This is a genomic window from Pseudescherichia sp., from assembly GCF_031987975.1.
Taxonomy (GTDB): domain Bacteria; phylum Pseudomonadota; class Gammaproteobacteria; order Enterobacterales; family Enterobacteriaceae; genus Pseudescherichia.
In genome coordinates, this window is sequence record NZ_DALZYX010000007.1 from 241296 (window position 1) to 258479 (window position 17184).

Below are 17184 nucleotides of genomic sequence, written 5' to 3' on the forward strand. Positions count from 1 at the left end.
TGACCTTCCTTGACGTAAGAAATTTTGCCCGGTAATGTGCTTTTTCACGCGCCAGAAGTGCATTAATTAAGCAAACTTTTTACCTGTAGACCTGATTATCATGGATAAATTTGACGCTAATCGCCGCAAACTGCTGGCGTTAGGTGGCGTTGCACTTGGTGCAGCCATTCTGCCAACGCCTGCGTTCGCTACCCTTTCTACTCCACGCCCACGGATCCTGACTCTCAACAACTTACATACCGGAGAGTCAATCAAAGCCGAGTTTTTTGATGGCAAGGGCTATATTCAGGATGAATTAGCTAAACTTAACCACTTTTTCCGCGACTTTCGCGCGAATAAGGTGAAATCCATCGATCCTAAACTTTTCGATCAGCTGTATCGCCTGCAGGGGCTGCTTTGCACCCGTAAACCGGTTCAGCTGATCTCTGGTTATCGTTCACTTGATACCAATAACGAGCTACGCGCCCACAGCAGCGGCGTGGCAAAGAAGAGCTACCACACGAAAGGCCAGGCAATGGATTTCCATATTGAAGGCCTCGCATTAAGCAATATTCGCAAAGCGGCGTTATCTATGGGCGCGGGTGGTGTAGGATATTACCCACGCAGCAACTTTGTGCATATTGATACCGGGCCGGTTCGGCACTGGTAGCCCAGGGCTTAATGAAAAAGGAGCAGTATGAACTATCGTCTTATTCCGGTGACCGCGTTTTCCCAGAACTGTTCGCTAATCTGGTGTGAGGAGAGCCGAGAGGCCGCGCTGGTGGATCCCGGCGGTGACGCCGAGCGTATCAAAGAGGTGGTTGCGGCCTCTGACGTCACGCTGACGCAGATCTTGCTCACCCATGGTCATCTCGATCACGTGGGCGCCGCCGCCGAGCTGGCGCAGCACTACGGTGTGCCTATTGTCGGCCCGGAAAAAGAGGATGAGTTCTGGCTGACGGGGCTACCTGCCCAGAGCCGTATGTTTGGCCTGGCTGAGTGTCAGCCTCTGACGCCTGACCGCTGGCTGGACGAAGGCGAGAGCGTGACCGTTGGCAAGGTAACGCTTCAGGTGCTGCACTGCCCGGGCCATACGCCGGGACACATTGTCTTCTTTGACGCTCAGTCACGCCTGCTGGTGTCGGGAGATGTGATCTTTAAGGGTGGGGTAGGACGCAGCGATTTTCCGCGCGGCGACCACGGTCAGCTGATCGACTCCATTAAGCGCAAGCTGCTGCCGTTGGGCGACGATGTGACCTTTATTCCCGGCCACGGACCAATGTCAACCCTTGGGGAAGAGCGTCTGCACAATCCGTTTTTGCAGGATGAGCAGCCGATCTGGTAGTTCACCTCATAAAAAAGGGTCGCTTTGGCGACCCTTTTTATTTTGCACCTGCCTTACAGCACGGCAACGATGGCTTCACACAGCGGAGCCATATTATCCGGGGTCATGCCCGCGACGTTAACGCGACCGGATGCCACTGCATAGACGCCAAACTCTTCCCGCAGGCGCTGCACCTGCTCTTTGGTCAGGCCGCTAAACGAGAACATGCCGTTCTGCTTGATGATAAAGCTGAAGTCGCGGTTAGCGCCTTTCTCCTGCAGCGTGTTAACAAACAGCAGGCGCATGCGCTGAATGCGTTGACGCATATCGGTCAGCTCCTGCTCCCAGATGGCACGCAGGGCGTCATTGCTGAGAATAGTTGCGACTACGGAAGCACCGTGCGCCGGCGGGTTGGAGTAGTTGGCACGGATCACGGACTTCAGCTGGCTGAAGGCCCGGTCGGCAGTGTCAGCATCGGCGGTCACCAGCGTGCAGGCCCCGACGCGCTCGTTATAGAGGCCAAAGTTTTTCGAGTAGGAGCTGGCAACGATCAGCTCTTTATGTAGCGCGGCAAAGGCGCGCAGCCCCTCTGCATCCTCCTCCAGACCACGGGCAAAGCCCTGGTAGGCGAAGTCAAACAGCGGCAGCCAACCCTTCTCAACGGAGAGCTGAGCCAGGGTTTGCCACTGATCCAGCGTTGGATCGATGCCGGTTGGGTTGTGGCAGCAGCCGTGGAAGAGCACCACGTCACCGGCCTGGGCTTCGTTCAGGCTCGCCAGCAGGCCATCAAAGTCAAGGCTATGGTTGGCTGCGTCATAGTAGGCGTATTCGCGTACTTCAAGCCCGGCAGCGTTAAACACGCCTTTATGGTTCGGCCAGCTTGGATTGCTCACCCAAACGCGTTTAACCTCGGTATTTTTCGCCAGGAAGTCCGCGGCCACGCGCAGCGCGCCGGTGCCGCCAGGGGTCTGCGCCGTGCGGGCGCGCTGGTCGTTAATCACCGCGCTGCCTTTACCAAACAGCAGCTCCTGGGTGCAGCGGCCAAATTCCGGGATCCCGTCGATGCCGAGATAGTTCTTCGTCGTCTCATTCTCCAGCAGATACTGCTCGGCTTTCTTAACGCTGGTCAGCACCGGCGTTTTCCCGGTTTCATCTTTATAGACGCCGATGCCAAGGTTAATTTTTGTCGGGCGTTGGTCGGCACGAAACAGATCGGCTAACCCCAGAATAGGGTCAGCAGGGGCTGCAGTAATATTCTCAAACATGACGAGGTTCCATTTTGATGACAGAAGGGCGTTGCGTATCAGGTTAACGGGAGATTTATCAATTGCCAACCGTTTGCGACAAAAAGAAACAGAGTGCGATCGCAAGTGGGGCTGACCAACGTTACAGGCATAAAAAAACAGGGCCGAGGCCCTGTTTCTTAAGCATATAATAACGAGGTGTACAGATTAGAACTGGTAAACGATACCCAGAGCAACGGTGTCATCATCGCTCAGGCCCAGTTTGTTGTCGTCATCCAGCAGGTTGATCTGGTAGTCAACATAGGTGGACATGTTTTTGTTGAAATAGTAGGTCGCGCCGATATCAACGTAGTTGATGTAATCTTCGCTACCGATGCCACCTTCTACGTCTTTCGCTTTAGATTTGTAGTAAGCGAGGGACGGACGCAGACCGAAGTCGAACTGGTACTGAGCAACGACAGAGAAGTCCTCAGTTTTGTTAGCGTAGCCATTGCCGCCCAGACGAGCTGCGTTGCGCATTTCACCGTACAGAGCAGCAAGGTAAATGTTGTTCGCGTCATATTTCAGGCCGGTTGCCCACTGCTCAGCTTTGTCGCCTTCGCCCCACACCAGATCCTGCTGGGCGTTGGTACGGTCAGCGGCGCCGTAAGCACCCAGAACCGCGAAGCCATCAAACTCATAGCTCAGAGAGGTTGCCCAGCCGTCGCCGTTAGAGCGAGTTACTGCAGAATCACGCTCGTTTTTGCCCAGGTACTGAACGCCGAAGCTCAGGCCATCAACCAGACCGAAGAAGTTGCTGTTACGGTAAGTTGCCAGACCACCGGTACGGCCAGCGAAGAAGTCATCGCTCGCGCCAGTGTCGCCGCCGAACTCAGGCAGCATATCGGTGATACCGATGACGTCATAGACCAGGCCATAGTTACGACCGTAGTCGAAGGAGCCTGCGTCAGCGAATTTCAGACCTGCGTATGCCAGACGGGTTTTGTTACCGGACTGGGCATCGCCGCCTTCAGAGTTGTTACCCTGGAAGTTGTATTCCCACTGACCGTAGCCGGTCAGCTGGTCGTTGATCTGGGTTTCGCCTTTGAAGCCCAGACGCGCATAAGTCTGGTCGCCGTCGTTATCATCATTTTTAGAGAAGTAGTGCAGGCCAACTGCTTTCCCGTACAGGTCTAATTTGTTACCGGCTTTGTTATAGATTTCTGCAGCGTTTGCTGCACCGGCTACCAGCAGAGCAGGGATAACCACTGCCAGAATATTGCGCTTCATCATTATTTATTACCCTCATTAGGTTTTTTATAACACCTGCCACCGCCGCCAATAAATCCTGTCAATAAATATTTACGGAACTATTGATGAGAGTTTGGTGTCTTTTTGTGTCTGAGAAGCATCTTTCCATTCATATAAACGTTTCGCTACCTTGAAAGTGCTACAAATGTCTTAAAGAGGTAACAAAAAGAAATAATGTGTAATAATTTGTGTATTTGAAGGAACTTTGTGAACCACTTCATGTTTCCAATAGAGTTGCCGATAAAATCAGCGGATCCATTACTATATATATGAATTGCTTATGTTTAATTTTGATAAAGGGCTGGGTTATTCAGAAAAGGCGTCAGTGATATCTTTTCTCATTACCGTATTTGGACATCTGGATAGCTGAGCAGGTTTTATCCGAATGTGCTAAAGCCAAAGCATAAATTTTTGTGCAAGTTTTAGGCAGTATGATTTCTGTGCGAAATTATTTCAGAAAAATATGCTTACAGACGTTAACTCGCGAAGGGTTGATAGGCGGCTTTACTGACGTTTTGTTAACGAAAGTTGACAAAACTGAGAAGAAGAAGGGCCAGCATGTGCTGGCCCGGAGGAACGTTAAAACGTGGCGTTACGCGGTGTACGCGGGAAGGGGATCACGTCGCGAACGTTCTGTACGCCGGTTACGTAGGCGATCAGACGTTCAAAGCCGAGGCCGAAACCTGCATGCGGTACGGTGCCGTAGCGACGCAGATCGCGGTACCACCAGTAGTCCTCTTTATTGAGACCCATTTCAGCCATACGCGCATCCAGCACGTCCAGACGCTCTTCACGCTGGGAACCACCGATGATTTCACCAATGCCCGGTGCCAGTACGTCCATGGCGGCAACGGTTTTACCGTCATCGTTCAGGCGCATATAGAAGGCTTTGATCTCTTTCGGGTAGTTTTTGACAACGACCGGCGCTTTGAAGTGCTCTTCAGCCAGGTAACGCTCGTGCTCGGAAGAGAGATCCACACCCCAGTAAACCGGGTTCTCAAACTGCTTACCACAGTTTTCCAGAATGGTTACCGCGTCGGTGTAGTCTACCTGCGCGAAGTCCGCCTCGATGAAGCGCTCCAGACGCGTTACGGCATCTTTATCCACGCGCTCGGCAAAGAACTTCATGTCATCTGCACGTTCGGTCAGCACCGCTTTAAAGGCATACTTCAGCATCGCCTCTGCCAGCGCGGCATTATCTTCCAGATCGGCAAAGGCGATCTCTGGTTCCAGCATCCAGAACTCAGCCAGATGGCGGCTGGTGTTGGAGTTTTCCGCACGGAAGGTTGGACCGAAGGTATAGATTTTCGACAGCGCGCAGGCGTAGGTCTCGCCGTTCAGCTGGCCAGAAACGGTCAGGAAGGACTCTTTGCCAAAGAAATCTTTGTCAAAATCGACCTTGCCCTGATCGTTTCGTGGCAGGTTTTCCAGATCCAGCGTCGAGACGCGGAACATCTCGCCAGCGCCTTCGGTATCGGAGGCGGTAATCAGCGGAGTAGAGACCCAGAAGAAGCCCTGCTCGTCAAAGAAGCGGTGCAGGGCCTGCGCCAGGGTGTGACGGACACGGGCAACCGCGCCGATCAGGTTGGTGCGTGGACGCAGGTGCGCTACTTCACGCAGGTACTCGATGCTGTGGCGCTTGGCCGCCATCGGGTAAGTATCCGGATCTTCAACCCAGCCGGTGACTTCAACGTGGCTTGCCTGCAGCTCAAAGCTCTGGCCCTGGCCCGGCGAGGCGACGACTTTACCGGTTACGACTACGGAGCAGCCGGTGGTCAGATGCAGCACTTCGTTATTGTAATTGGGCAGAGAATTATTAATAACGGCCTGTACAGGATCAAAGCAGGAACCGTCATAGACGGCCAGGAAGGAGATGCCAGCTTTTGAATCTCGGCGGGTACGTACCCATCCGCGCACGGTGACTTCTTGGTCAACGGCAACGCGGCCCTGGAGTACGTCGGCTACAGGCACAACGCTCATAATATTCTCTCTGTTAATTGTCCGAAAAATACGCTTTCCACCCCAGTGGGTGGTTTACCTATGTTACCTGGCGTGCGCCATCAGACAAGCAGAATTAACAGTAAGAAGAGAAGAAATAAGAAATAAATAAGGGAAAAGGGAGCCGGCAAGGCTCCCTGCATGGATTAGCTGGCTTTTTTAACCTGTGGCAGATCGAACGCTTTACGCAGCGCCCGGACAAATGCTTTGTCATGACAGATGGTTTTACCCGGACTGTCGGAGAGTTTTGCCACCGGCCTGCCGTTACACTCCACCAGCTTGATGACGATATTCAGCGGCTTCACCTGAGGAATATCGCAGGTCAGGCGCGTACCGATACCAAAGCTCAGATTGACCCGGGCAGAGAAGTGGCGATAGAGATCCAGCGCTTTTTTCAGGTCAAGATTGTCTGAGAAGACCAGCACCTTGCTAAGGGGATCGATTCCCAGCTTTTGATAGTGGGCGATCGCTTTCTCACCCCACTCAACCGGATCGCCGGAGTCGTGGCGTAACCCCTGGTAGCGGGAGGCAAATTCCGGACCAAAATCGCGCAGGAAGGCGTCCATGGTAATGCAGTCGGTCAGGGCAATACCCAGCTGGTCGGGGTATTCGGTCAGCCAGGCGGCAAGCGCGGCGCGCTGGCTGGTGGCCAGCTCGGGGCTGATCTGCTGGTGCGCCTGGAACCACTCGTGCGCCTGCGTACCCATCGGGGTTAAGTTCAGGCGGCGGGCAAGATCGTAGTTGCTGGTGCCGACAAACCATGGCTCCTGCTGAAGGCGCTCAACGATGGCCTGCTGCACGTCGCGGGAGAAGCGGCGGCGGGTGCCGAAGTCCATCAGGCGGAAGCGGGACATATCCAGGCCAGCGGTCATCTGGGAGAAGTTCGCCAGCTTCTCTTCAAGGGTCGCCAGCGCTTCACTGACGCCCGCCTCAGGCGAGCGGTAGCGGTGTACGACCTCGCTGATCACTGCCAGCAGCGGCACCTCCCACATGATCACTTCGCGCCATGGACCTGCGAGGTGGATAGAGAGCCTGCCCTGGTCATTGGTGATCACGACCTGGCTTGGATCATAGCGGAACGATCGCAGCCAGTTGAGATAGTCGGCGCGGAAGAAGGGCAGGCCTGAGAGCCACTGATATTCATCATCCTGCAGGCGCAGATGCTGCATGGCATCGACCTGCTCGCGGATGGCATCGGCATAGATACCTAGCAGGTCATCGCCCCGGCAGCGAAACTCTGCCGACACATGGACATCATGGTATTGATGAAAAACCGCCTGCTGCATATGCAGCTTATAGGCGTCGGTATCCAGCAGCGTTTGCAGAATAGGGGTAGCGAGTTGTGTCATGGTGCGCCGTAGCATCCTCTCACCTGAGCGTTTCCATCAAAGCTAAAGCAGATAAAGACGCAGGAGTATACCCTGATTATCGGTTTAATGAACCTGGATCACAACATAACAAGGTGAGATGGTCGAGAGCAATTTGTGCCCCTGTTATCAAAATGTAGCAAACAGGGCTTTTTGCCTTGAAAAGAGTCTCTTTGCGCATGGCGTGAAAGGGGCAACAGGAATAGACTGAGTCGTTACCCTAATGAGATGCTAAAGGTTTTTTATGACTCAACAGCCCCAAGCCAAATACCGCCACGACTACCGTGCGCCAGATTACCTGATTAGCGATATTGACCTGACCTTCGATCTTGATGCTGTTAAAACCGTCGTCACGGCTGAAAGCAAAATTTCCCGCCAGGGCGCAGCGGCCGAGCCTTTACGTCTTAACGGCGAAGATCTGACTCTCGTCTCCATTCATGTTGACGGACAGCCGTGGTCAGATTACCAGAGTGAAGAGAACGCGCTGGTTATTAATAACCTGCCGGATCGGTTTACCCTGCGCATTGTTAACGAGATTAGCCCGGCTGCCAACACCGCGCTGGAAGGGCTTTATCAGTCGGGCGAAGCGCTCTGTACCCAGTGTGAAGCCGAGGGCTTCCGCCATATCACCTGGTATCTCGATCGCCCGGACGTGCTGGCGCGCTTTACCACTAAAATCATCGCTGATAAGAGTAAATATCCGTTCCTGCTCTCCAACGGTAACCGCGTGGGCGAGGGCGATCTGGAGAATGGCCGTCACTGGGTGCAGTGGCAGGATCCATTCCCGAAACCCTGCTACCTGTTCGCGCTGGTGGCCGGTGATTTTGACGTGTTGCGCGACACCTTTACCACTCGCTCTGGCCGCGAGGTGGCGCTGGAGCTGTTCGTCGATCGCGGCAACCTCGATCGCGCCCCGTGGGCAATGACCTCCCTGCAAAATTCCATGAAGTGGGACGAGGAGCGCTTTGGTCTTGAGTACGATCTCGACATCTATATGATCGTCGCCGTAGACTTCTTTAATATGGGGGCGATGGAGAACAAAGGTCTCAACGTCTTCAACTCCAAATATGTGCTGGCCCGCACCGACACCGCCACTGATAAAGACTACCTCGATATTGAGCGGGTGATCGGCCATGAATATTTCCATAACTGGACCGGCAACCGCGTCACCTGCCGCGACTGGTTCCAGCTGAGCCTGAAAGAGGGGCTGACGGTATTCCGCGATCAGGAGTTCAGCTCCGATCTCGGCTCCCGCGCGGTGAACCGCATCAGCAACGTGCGCACCATGCGCGGCCTGCAGTTTGCTGAAGATGCCAGCCCGATGGCGCACCCGATCCGTCCTGACAAGGTGATCGAGATGAACAACTTCTATACCCTGACGGTGTATGAGAAGGGTTCGGAAGTGATCCGCATGCTGCATACCCTGCTGGGTGAAGAGAACTTCCAGCGCGGGATGCAGCTCTACTTTGAACGTCATGACGGCAGCGCCGCCACCTGCGACGATTTTGTCCAGGCGATGGAGGATGCCTCCAACGTCGATCTCTCCCATTTCCGCCGCTGGTACAGCCAGTCGGGTACGCCGATTGTGAGCGTTCGTGACGACTACAATCCAGAGACCGAGCAGTACACCCTGACCATCAGCCAGCGCACGCCGCCGACGGCCGAGCAGGAAGAGAAGCTGCCTCTGCATATTCCGTTTGATATTGAGCTGTACGATAACGAAGGCAAGGTCATCCCGCTGCAAAAAGAGGGTCATCCGGTGCACCACGTGCTCAACGTCACTCAGGAGGAGCAGACCTTCGTCTTTGATAAGGTCTACTTCCAGCCGGTACCCTCCCTGCTGCGCGAGTTCTCCGCGCCGGTGAAGCTGGAGTATAAATGGAGCGATCAGCAGCTGACGTTCCTGATGCGCCATGCGCGCAACGACTTCTCTCGCTGGGACGCGGCTCAGAGCCTGCTGGCGACCTATATCAAGCTGAACGTGGCCCGCCATCAGCAGGGCCAGCCGCTGTCGCTGCCGCTGCACGTAGCCGACGCCTTCCGGGCGATCCTGCTGGATGCCGACATCGATCCGGCCCTGGCGGCGGAGATCCTGACCCTGCCTTCAGCAGGCGAGATGGCCGAGCTGTTCGATATCATCGATCCGGTAGCGATCGTTGCCGTTCGCGAAGCGCTGACCCGTACCCTGGCAACCGAGCTTTCCGACGAGTTCCTTGCGGTCTACAACGCCCACAAACTGGATGCCTATCGGGTTGAGCATGCGGATATCGGCAAGCGCTCGCTGCGCAACACCTGTCTGCGCTATCTGGCGTTTGGCGACGTCAAGCTGGGCGATGCTCTGGTTACCCAGCAGTATCACACCGCGGATAACATGACCGATGCGCTGGCGGCGCTCTCTGCTGCCGTGGCGGCGCAGCTGCCGTGCCGTGACGCGCTGATGCAGGAGTACGACGACAAATGGCATCAGGACGGTCTGGTGATGGACAAGTGGTTTATTCTGCAAGCCACCAGCCCGGCCAGCAACGTGCTGGAGACCGTGCGTGGTCTGCTTAACCACCGCTCCTTTACCCTCAGCAACCCGAACCGCGTTCGTTCGCTGATTGGCGCGTTTGCCGGCAGCAACCCGGCGGCGTTCCATGCTGAAGACGGCAGCGGCTACCGTTTCATGGTAGAGATGCTGACCGAGCTTAACAGCCGTAACCCGCAGGTAGCGTCCCGCCTGATCGAGCCGCTGATCCGCCTGAAACGTTACGATGAAGGCCGTCAGGCGCAGATGCGTGCGGCGCTGGAGCAGCTGAAGGGCCTTGAGAACCTCTCTGGCGATCTTTACGAGAAGATTGCTAAGGCGCTGGCCTGATAAATCGCCGGGCGGCAGCCTGCTGCCCGGTTTTTCCCCCTTTATTACCTCTCTCCAGGAAATCGTTTGCGTTTTATCTGAATTAATTGCCCCAGGTCAATTCCCTTTCGCGTCACAATCGCAGATAATACGCCCCCGGTTTGCACACCGGGAATCCAGGAGAGTTCATGTACTACCCCTTCGTTCGTAAAGCCCTTTTCCAGCTCGACCCCGAGCGCGCTCATGAATTTACGTTTCAGCAGTTACGCCGTATTTCCGGCACCCCTTTAGCCGCGCTGGTACGCCAGAACGTGCCGCAAAAGCCGGTCTCCTGCATGGGGCTGACCTTTAAGAATCCGCTTGGCCTGGCAGCGGGTCTGGATAAAAACGGCGAGTGCATTGATGCGCTGGGTGCCATGGGTTTTGGCGCTATCGAAATTGGTACCGTGACCCCACGCCCGCAGCCGGGCAACGATAAGCCGCGTATCTTCCGCCTTGTCGAGGCCGAGGGGTTAATTAACCGTATGGGGTTCAATAACCTCGGCGTGGATAACCTGGTCGAGAACGTCAAAAAAGCCCATTTTGACGGCGTGCTGGGTATTAATATTGGCAAAAATAAAGATACGCCGGTGGAGCAGGGCAAGGATGACTACCTGATCTGTATGGATAAAGTCTATCCCTACGCGGGCTATATTGCGATTAACATCTCCTCGCCAAATACCCCTGGCCTACGCTCGCTGCAATACGGTGAGGCGCTGGACGATCTGCTCTCCGCCATCAAAAATAAGCAGCGCGAGCTGCAGAATATTCACCATAAATATGTCCCTGTGGCGGTGAAAATTGCTCCTGATCTCTCCGTTGAGGAGTTAATTCAGGTCGCTGACAGCCTGGTTCGCCATAATATCGATGGCGTTATCGCCACCAATACCACCCTTGAAAGAGGTCTGGTGCAGGGAATGCGGCACTGCGATGAAACCGGGGGCTTAAGCGGTCGTCCACTGCAGCTAAAAAGCACCGAAATTATTCGCCGCCTGGCGCAGGAGTTGAATGGCCAGCTGCCGATTATTGGCGTCGGCGGAATCGACTCCGTTATCGCCGCGCGGGAGAAAATTGCCGCCGGTGCGACGCTGGTGCAGATCTATTCCGGCTTTATATTTAAAGGTCCGCCGCTGATTAAAGAAATCGTTAACCATATCTAATCCTTTGCGTCTAAATGTTAACCAGGGGTTTATTTCCGTCCCTGGTTGTTTTATATTCCCCTCGTTGTTGTTTATTAAACGTTCTCATTATTGACTTTTTGTGGTAAGCGGAACGCTAGCAACGGACACAAAAGCAGCAGGACGCTTAAGGGGGAGCGGAGAGGAAAATGCGAATCAAACCTGACGATAACTGGCGCTGGTACTACGACGAAGAGCACGATCGGATGATGCTCGATCTCGCCAATGGGATGCTGTTTCGCTCCCGTTACGCCCGTCGGATGCTGACGCCGGACGCGTTCGCACCCTCTGGTTTCTGCGTGGATGACGCCGCGCTCTACTTCTCCTTTGAGGAGCGCTGCCGCGAGTTTGATCTCTCCCGGGAGCAGCGGGCCGAGCTGGTGCTGAATGCGCTGGTGGCGATCCGCTTCCTGAAGCCACAGATGCCTAAAAGCTGGCACTTCCATTCATATAGCGACAGCTGGCAGCCCGAGCTGGGCGAAGCCGCCAGCGTCTGGCTCAGCGACACCGCCGAACAGGTTAACCTGCTGGTGGTGGAGCCGGGTGATAACGCTACCCTCTGCCTGCTGGCACAGCCCGGCGTGGTGATTGCCGGACGTACGATGCAGCTCGGCGACGCGATCAAGATCATGAACGATCGTATGCGACCGCTGCCCCAGATGTACAGCCTGGAGCAGGCAGTTTAAGGTTCCAGCACCAGCGGCGTTTTAGGAATGCAGCTGCAGCTCAGGATGGTGCCGTCGTCGCCGATGGCGGACTGCTTCAGGGCGCTGACTTCTCCTTCCACCAGACGTACGCGGCAGCAGCCACAGATCCCGGCGCGGCAGGAGTAGGGCACACGGATCCCCTGGCTCTCCAGCTGTTCAAGCAGCACCTGTTGGTTATTCCCCGTAAAGCGCTCTCCCTGCCAGTCGATGGTCACCGTCGAGGCTGCCTGCTCCTCAACTTCCAGCGTCTCAACCGGCTCGCCTGCGCCATACGCTCTCGCCGGACCGCTCGCCAGCACGCTTACCTCGTCACCGACGCGGATCACGCCGCTGTTGCGGGCAATTAGATTCTGGCCGAAATCGACGTCGCCATTATCAACCGCGGTGCGGAACTGTTGCAGGGTATGCAGCGGCTCACCCGCCGGGTGCTTCTGGCCACGTTCGGGGCTGATGGTGGTAAATACGCAGCGGCTACAGGGTTTCACCACGTCAAAAATGACCTCGCCGATGCGCACGGTTTTCCAGCTATCCTCCTCCCATGCCTGCGCCCCGGTCACCACCAGGTTCGGACGAAACTGCTCCATCTGGATGCTGGCCGGGCAGCGGCTCTGCAAATCACGCAGCGAGGCCTCGTTGGTGAGCAGATAGGGAAATCCATCGGCAAAGGAGAGCGGTACGCTCTCAAAGCGCTTTACGCGGCGGGTGGGTTCTTGTCCTACCCAGCGCAGCTGCACCTCGCGGTTAAAGAAGCCGCTCAGCCACTGGTTGATCGCCTCCGGGGCGATTAATGCGGTAAAATGATTTCCCCACACCTCGGTCGGCTCGGCATCGCTGATAAAATCAGCAAAGCGGACCAGGGCGCTGCTGCCGTCGGGCGCGGTGAGATGCAGGCCATCATGCAGCGGCGACGGAATAAAACGTACCAGCTGTGGGTACTGGCGGGCGGTAATAAAGGTACCGTCAGGTTCAGTGACCATAAAGATACGGTCAAAGGCCAGACCGCTGATGTCGGCCAGGGCGTGCGTGAGGCCAATTCCGCGCATCGATTTGACCGGATGAATAAAAAGCCGCGACAGGGTAGCCATTGCGCCCTCCATGGGTGTGAAAATAGGGTCTCAACTTTATGACATCCCACTTATATTGGCTATAATGCGCAACAATTTTATTAGAGTAAAAGTGACGATATGAATTCTCTGTTTGCCAGTACGGCCCGTGGGCTGGAAGAGCTGTTAAAAACTGAACTGGAAAACCTCGGGGCGCAGCATGCTCAGGTGGTTCAGGGCGGTGTCCATTTTGAGGGGGACACCCGGCTCATTTACCAGAGCCTGATGTGGAGTCGCCTGGCTTCGCGCATTATCCTGCCGCTGAACGAGTGCAAGGTCTACAGCGACCTTGACCTCTATATGGGCGTGCAGGCGATTGACTGGACGGAGATTTTCAATCCCGGCGCAACCTTTGCCGTACACTTCAGCGGGCTGAATGAGGAGATCCGCAACAGCCAGTACGGTGCCATGAGGGTAAAAGACGCCATCGTCGATAGTTTTACGCGTAAGAATATGGAGCGTCCAAACGTCGATCGCGAGCAGCCGGATATGCGCATCAACGTCTGGCTGAATAAAGAGACGGCCCATATCGCCCTCGATCTCAGCGGCGACGGCCTGCACCTGCGCGGCTATCGCGACCGGGCCGGACTTGCACCAATGAAAGAGACCCTGGCAGCGGCGGTGGTAATGCGCTCCGGCTGGCAGCCGGGTACGCCGCTGCTCGATCCGCTCTGCGGCTCCGGCACCCTGTTAATCGAGGCGGCGATGCTCGCCACCGACCGCGCCCCAGGCCTGCATCGTCGCCACTGGGGCTTTGACGGCTGGGCGCAGCACGATGAAGCGCTGTGGAAAGAGGTGAAAGCCGAGGCGCAGACCCGCGCCCGTCAAGGGCTGGCGGACTACGGCTCGCGTTTCTATGGCTCCGACAGCGATGCCCGCGTGATCGATATTGCTCGCAGCAACGCCCGTCGCGCAGGGGTCAGCGAGCTGATCGACTTTAACGTCAAAGACGTCGCCCAGCTGACTAATCCGCTGCCGGAAGGGCCGCACGGTACCGTGCTCAGCAACCCGCCGTACGGTGAGCGTCTGGAGAGCGAACCAGCGCTGATTGCCATGCATAGCCTGCTCGGCCGTACGCTGAAAAACAGTTTCGGCGGCTGGAATGTCTCTCTGTTCAGCGCCTCGCCGGAGCTGCTTAACTGCCTGCAGCTGCGCGCCGATCGCCAGTTCAAAGCCAAAAACGGCCCGCTGGACTGCGTGCAGAAAAACTACTCCATTGCGGAGAACTTCGGTGATATCAAGGCCAGCGGCATGGCGGAAGATTACGCCAACCGCCTGCGCAAGAACGTCAAAAAGCTGGAGAAGTGGGCGCGCCAGGAGGGGATCGAGTGTTATCGCCTCTACGATGCCGATCTGCCGGACTATAACGTCGCGGTAGACCGCTATGCCGACTGGGTAGTAGTGCAGGAGTACGCTCCGCCGAAAACCGTCGATCCACAGAAGGCTCGTCAGCGCCTGCTGGATATCATTGCCGCCACCATTACGGTGCTGGGGATCGCGCCTAACAAGCTGGTGCTGAAGACCCGCGAGCGCCAGAAGGGCAAGAACCAGTACCAGAAGATGAACGAGAAGGGCGAGTTTATGGAGGTGAGCGAATACAACGCTCGCCTGTGGGTCAACCTGACCGACTACCTGGATACTGGCCTGTTCCTTGACCACCGTATCGCCCGGCGGATGCTCGGTCAGATGAGTAAAGGCAAAGACTTCCTTAACCTCTTCTCCTACACCGGCAGCGCCAGCGTACATGCGGGGCTGGGCGGGGCAGCATCGACCACTACCGTCGATATGTCGCGCACCTACCTGGAGTGGGCCGAGCGTAACCTGCGCCTGAATGGTCTCACCGGTCGCCAGCATCGTCTGATGCAGGCCGACGTGATGGGCTGGCTGCGGGATACCGACGAGCAGTTCGATCTGATCTTTATCGATCCGCCGACCTTCTCCAACTCCAAGCGAATGGAAGAGGCGTTTGACGTCCAGCGCGATCACCTGAGCTTAATGAAAGACTTAAAACGGATGCTGCGTAAAGGCGGCACGATTATGTTCTCAAACAACAAACGCGGTTTCCGCATGGATCACGACGGGCTGGCTGAACTGGGGCTGAAAGCACAAGATATTACCCAAAAAACGCAGTCGCAGGATTTCGCCCGCAACCGTCAGATCCATAACTGCTGGCTGATTACCGCAGCCTGAGAGGAATAGAATAAGATGTCATTAATTAGTATGCACGGCGCCTGGCTGTCGTTCAGCGACTCGCCGCTTCTGGACAACGCCGAGCTTCACATCGAAGACAACGAGCGCGTCTGCCTGGTCGGACGTAACGGCGCGGGTAAATCCACCCTGATGAAGATCCTCAACCGCGAGCAGGGTCTGGACGATGGCCGTATCGTCTATGAGCAGGATCTGGTCGTGGCGCGCCTGCAGCAGGATCCGCCGCGTAACGTTGCCGGCAGCGTCTACGATTTTGTTGCCGAGGGGATCTCGGAGCAGGCGGAGTACCTCAAGGGTTACCATGAGATCTCCCATCTGGTGATGAGCGATCCGAGCGAAAAAAACCTCAACGAGATGGCGCGCCTGCAGGAGCTGCTGGATCACTACGGTCTCTGGCAGATGGAAAACCGCATCAACGAGGTGCTGGCCCAGCTGGGTCTGGAAGCCGATATGGCGCTGGCCTCGCTCTCCGGCGGCTGGCTGCGTAAGGCGGCGCTGGGGCGTGCGCTGGTGAGCAACCCGCGCGTGCTGCTGCTGGACGAACCGACTAACCACCTGGATATCGAAACCATCGACTGGCTGGAAGGCTTCCTGAAAACCTTCAACGGGACCATTATCTTCATCTCCCACGACCGTTCGTTTATCCGCAATATGGCGACGCGCATTGTCGATCTCGATCGCGGCAAGCTGGTCACCTATCCGGGTAACTACGACCAGTATCTGCTGGAGAAAGAGGAGGCGCTGCGGGTTGAAGAGCTGCAAAACGCTGAATTTGACCGCAAGCTGGCGCAGGAAGAGGTGTGGATCCGCCAGGGCATCAAAGCGCGCCGCACCCGTAACGAAGGGCGCGTCCGTGCCCTGAAGGCGATGCGTCGCGAGCGTAGCGAACGTCGTGAGGTGATGGGCAGCGCGAAGATGCAGGTCGAAGAGGCCGCCCGCTCCGGCAAAATCGTTATTGAGATGGAGAACGTGCACTACGGCGTGGACGGCAAAAAGCTGGTTACCGACTTCTCCGCCCAGGTCCAGCGTGGGGATAAAATTGCCCTGATTGGCCCGAACGGCTGCGGTAAAACCACGCTGCTGAAGCTGATGCTCGGCCAGCTGCAGGCTGACAGCGGGCGTATTCATATCGGCACCAAGCTGGAAGTAGCCTACTTTGATCAGCACCGTGCGGAGCTGGATCCGGATCGGACGGTGATGGATAACCTCGCCGAGGGCAAGCAGGAGGTAATGGTCAACGGTAAGCCGCGCCACGTGCTGGGCTACCTGCAGGACTTCCTGTTCCACCCGAAACGGGCGATGACCCCGGTACGGGCGCTCTCCGGCGGGGAGCGTAACCGCCTGCTGCTGGCGCGTCTGTTCCTCAAGCCCAGCAACCTGATGATCCTCGATGAACCGACCAACGACCTCGACGTTGAAACCCTCGAGCTGCTGGAAGAGCTAATCGATGGCTACCAGGGTACGGTTCTGCTGGTAAGCCACGATCGTCAATTTGTCGATAACACCGTGACCGAGTGCTGGATCTTTGAAGGCCAGGGGCGGATTGGCCGCTACGTGGGTGGCTATCAGGATGCGCGAGGCCAGCAGGCTGCCTCTCAGGCGCAAAAACAGTCTGTTACTAAAAAGGTGACCGACGCCCCGGCGGCAAAAGCAGAAACTGTCAAACGCGGCGGGAGCAAACTAAGCTATAACCTGCAGCGGGAACTTGAGCAGCTTCCACAACGGCTTGAAGAGCTGGAGGCGAATCTCACCGCACTGCAGGCGCAGGTTGCTGATGGGGCCTTTTTCAGCCAGCCCCATGAGCAGACGCAAAAGGTGTTAGACGAGATGGCCGCCGCTGAGCAGGCGCTGGAAGAGGCCTTTGAGCGGTGGGAGCAGCTTGAGGCGCTTAAAAACGCGACGTAATTCAGG

At 56.3% G+C, this 17184-nt stretch carries 12 protein-coding genes; 7 read left to right on the forward strand and 5 right to left on the reverse strand.

Going from position 1 to position 17184, the window contains the following annotated elements; all coding sequences use genetic code 11:
* The first annotated feature begins 100 nt into the window (after window positions 1-100).
* Together RTN40_RS14500 and RTN40_RS14505 are read left to right on the forward strand one after the other, a co-directional pair.
* Window positions 101-649, forward strand: coding sequence for a YcbK family protein (locus RTN40_RS14500; RefSeq protein WP_312229067.1), 549 nt, complete (start codon window positions 101-103; stop codon window positions 647-649).
* A 27-nt stretch (window positions 650-676) separates the two neighbouring features.
* Complete coding sequence (locus RTN40_RS14505) at window positions 677-1324, forward strand: MBL fold metallo-hydrolase (protein ID WP_312229068.1); 648 nt, start codon at window positions 677-679, stop codon at window positions 1322-1324.
* A 53-nt stretch (window positions 1325-1377) separates the two neighbouring features.
* On the opposite strand, the gene aspC is transcribed toward RTN40_RS14505, so the two are convergent.
* The 4 genes from aspC to pncB all read right to left on the reverse strand — a co-directional run bounded on the left by aspC (window position 1378) and on the right by pncB (window position 7184).
* Window positions 1378-2568, reverse strand: coding sequence for an aspartate transaminase (gene aspC, locus RTN40_RS14510; RefSeq protein WP_312229069.1), 1191 nt, complete (start codon window positions 2566-2568; stop codon window positions 1378-1380).
* A 186-nt stretch (window positions 2569-2754) separates the two neighbouring features.
* Entirely contained in the window at window positions 2755-3819 is a 1065-nt protein-coding gene (ompF, locus tag RTN40_RS14515; RefSeq protein ID WP_312229070.1) for a porin OmpF, read from the reverse strand.
* Between the two features lie 597 nt (window positions 3820-4416).
* On the reverse strand, window positions 4417-5817 hold the full coding sequence (asnS, locus tag RTN40_RS14520; RefSeq protein WP_312229071.1) for an asparagine--tRNA ligase: 1401 nt from the start codon (window positions 5815-5817) through the stop codon (window positions 4417-4419).
* Window positions 5818-5981: 164 nt separating this feature from the next.
* Window positions 5982-7184, reverse strand: a complete 1203-nt coding sequence (gene pncB / locus RTN40_RS14525; RefSeq protein WP_312229072.1) for a nicotinate phosphoribosyltransferase — start codon at window positions 7182-7184, stop codon at window positions 5982-5984.
* Window positions 7185-7446: 262 nt separating this feature from the next.
* On the opposite strand from pncB, the gene pepN reads away from it, so the two are divergent.
* The 3 genes from pepN (at window position 7447) to zapC (ending at window position 11941) form a co-directional block, all read left to right on the forward strand.
* Window positions 7447-10059 carry an aminopeptidase N gene (gene pepN, locus RTN40_RS14530; protein WP_312229073.1) on the forward strand — a complete coding sequence of 871 codons (2613 nt, stop codon included), beginning with the start codon at window positions 7447-7449 and terminating at the stop codon, window positions 10057-10059.
* A gap of 167 nt (window positions 10060-10226) precedes the next feature.
* On the forward strand, window positions 10227-11237 hold the full coding sequence (gene pyrD / locus RTN40_RS14535) for a quinone-dependent dihydroorotate dehydrogenase (RefSeq protein ID WP_312210443.1): 1011 nt from the start codon (window positions 10227-10229) through the stop codon (window positions 11235-11237).
* 167 nt (window positions 11238-11404) lie between these two features.
* The gene (zapC, locus tag RTN40_RS14540) at window positions 11405-11941 is read left to right on the forward strand and encodes a cell division protein ZapC (protein ID WP_312229074.1); all 537 of its coding nucleotides are present in this window, start codon (window positions 11405-11407) and stop codon (window positions 11939-11941) included.
* On the opposite strand, the gene RTN40_RS14545 is transcribed toward zapC, so the two are convergent.
* On the reverse strand, window positions 11938-13047 hold the full coding sequence (locus RTN40_RS14545; RefSeq protein ID WP_312229075.1) for a YcbX family protein: 1110 nt from the start codon (window positions 13045-13047) through the stop codon (window positions 11938-11940). The two genes, zapC and RTN40_RS14545, sit on opposite strands and share 4 nt — an antisense overlap.
* Before the next feature lie 99 nt (window positions 13048-13146).
* Here RTN40_RS14545 and rlmKL point away from each other — a divergent pair, with 99 nt between their 5' ends.
* Both rlmKL and RTN40_RS14555 read left to right on the forward strand, forming a co-directional pair.
* Entirely contained in the window at window positions 13147-15255 is a 2109-nt protein-coding gene (rlmKL, locus tag RTN40_RS14550) for a bifunctional 23S rRNA (guanine(2069)-N(7))-methyltransferase RlmK/23S rRNA (guanine(2445)-N(2))-methyltransferase RlmL (RefSeq protein WP_312229076.1), read from the forward strand.
* Window positions 15256-15270: 15 nt separating this feature from the next.
* Entirely contained in the window at window positions 15271-17178 is a 1908-nt protein-coding gene (locus RTN40_RS14555) for an ABC transporter ATP-binding protein (RefSeq protein WP_312210450.1), read from the forward strand.
* Window positions 17179-17184: the final 6 nt, after the last annotated feature.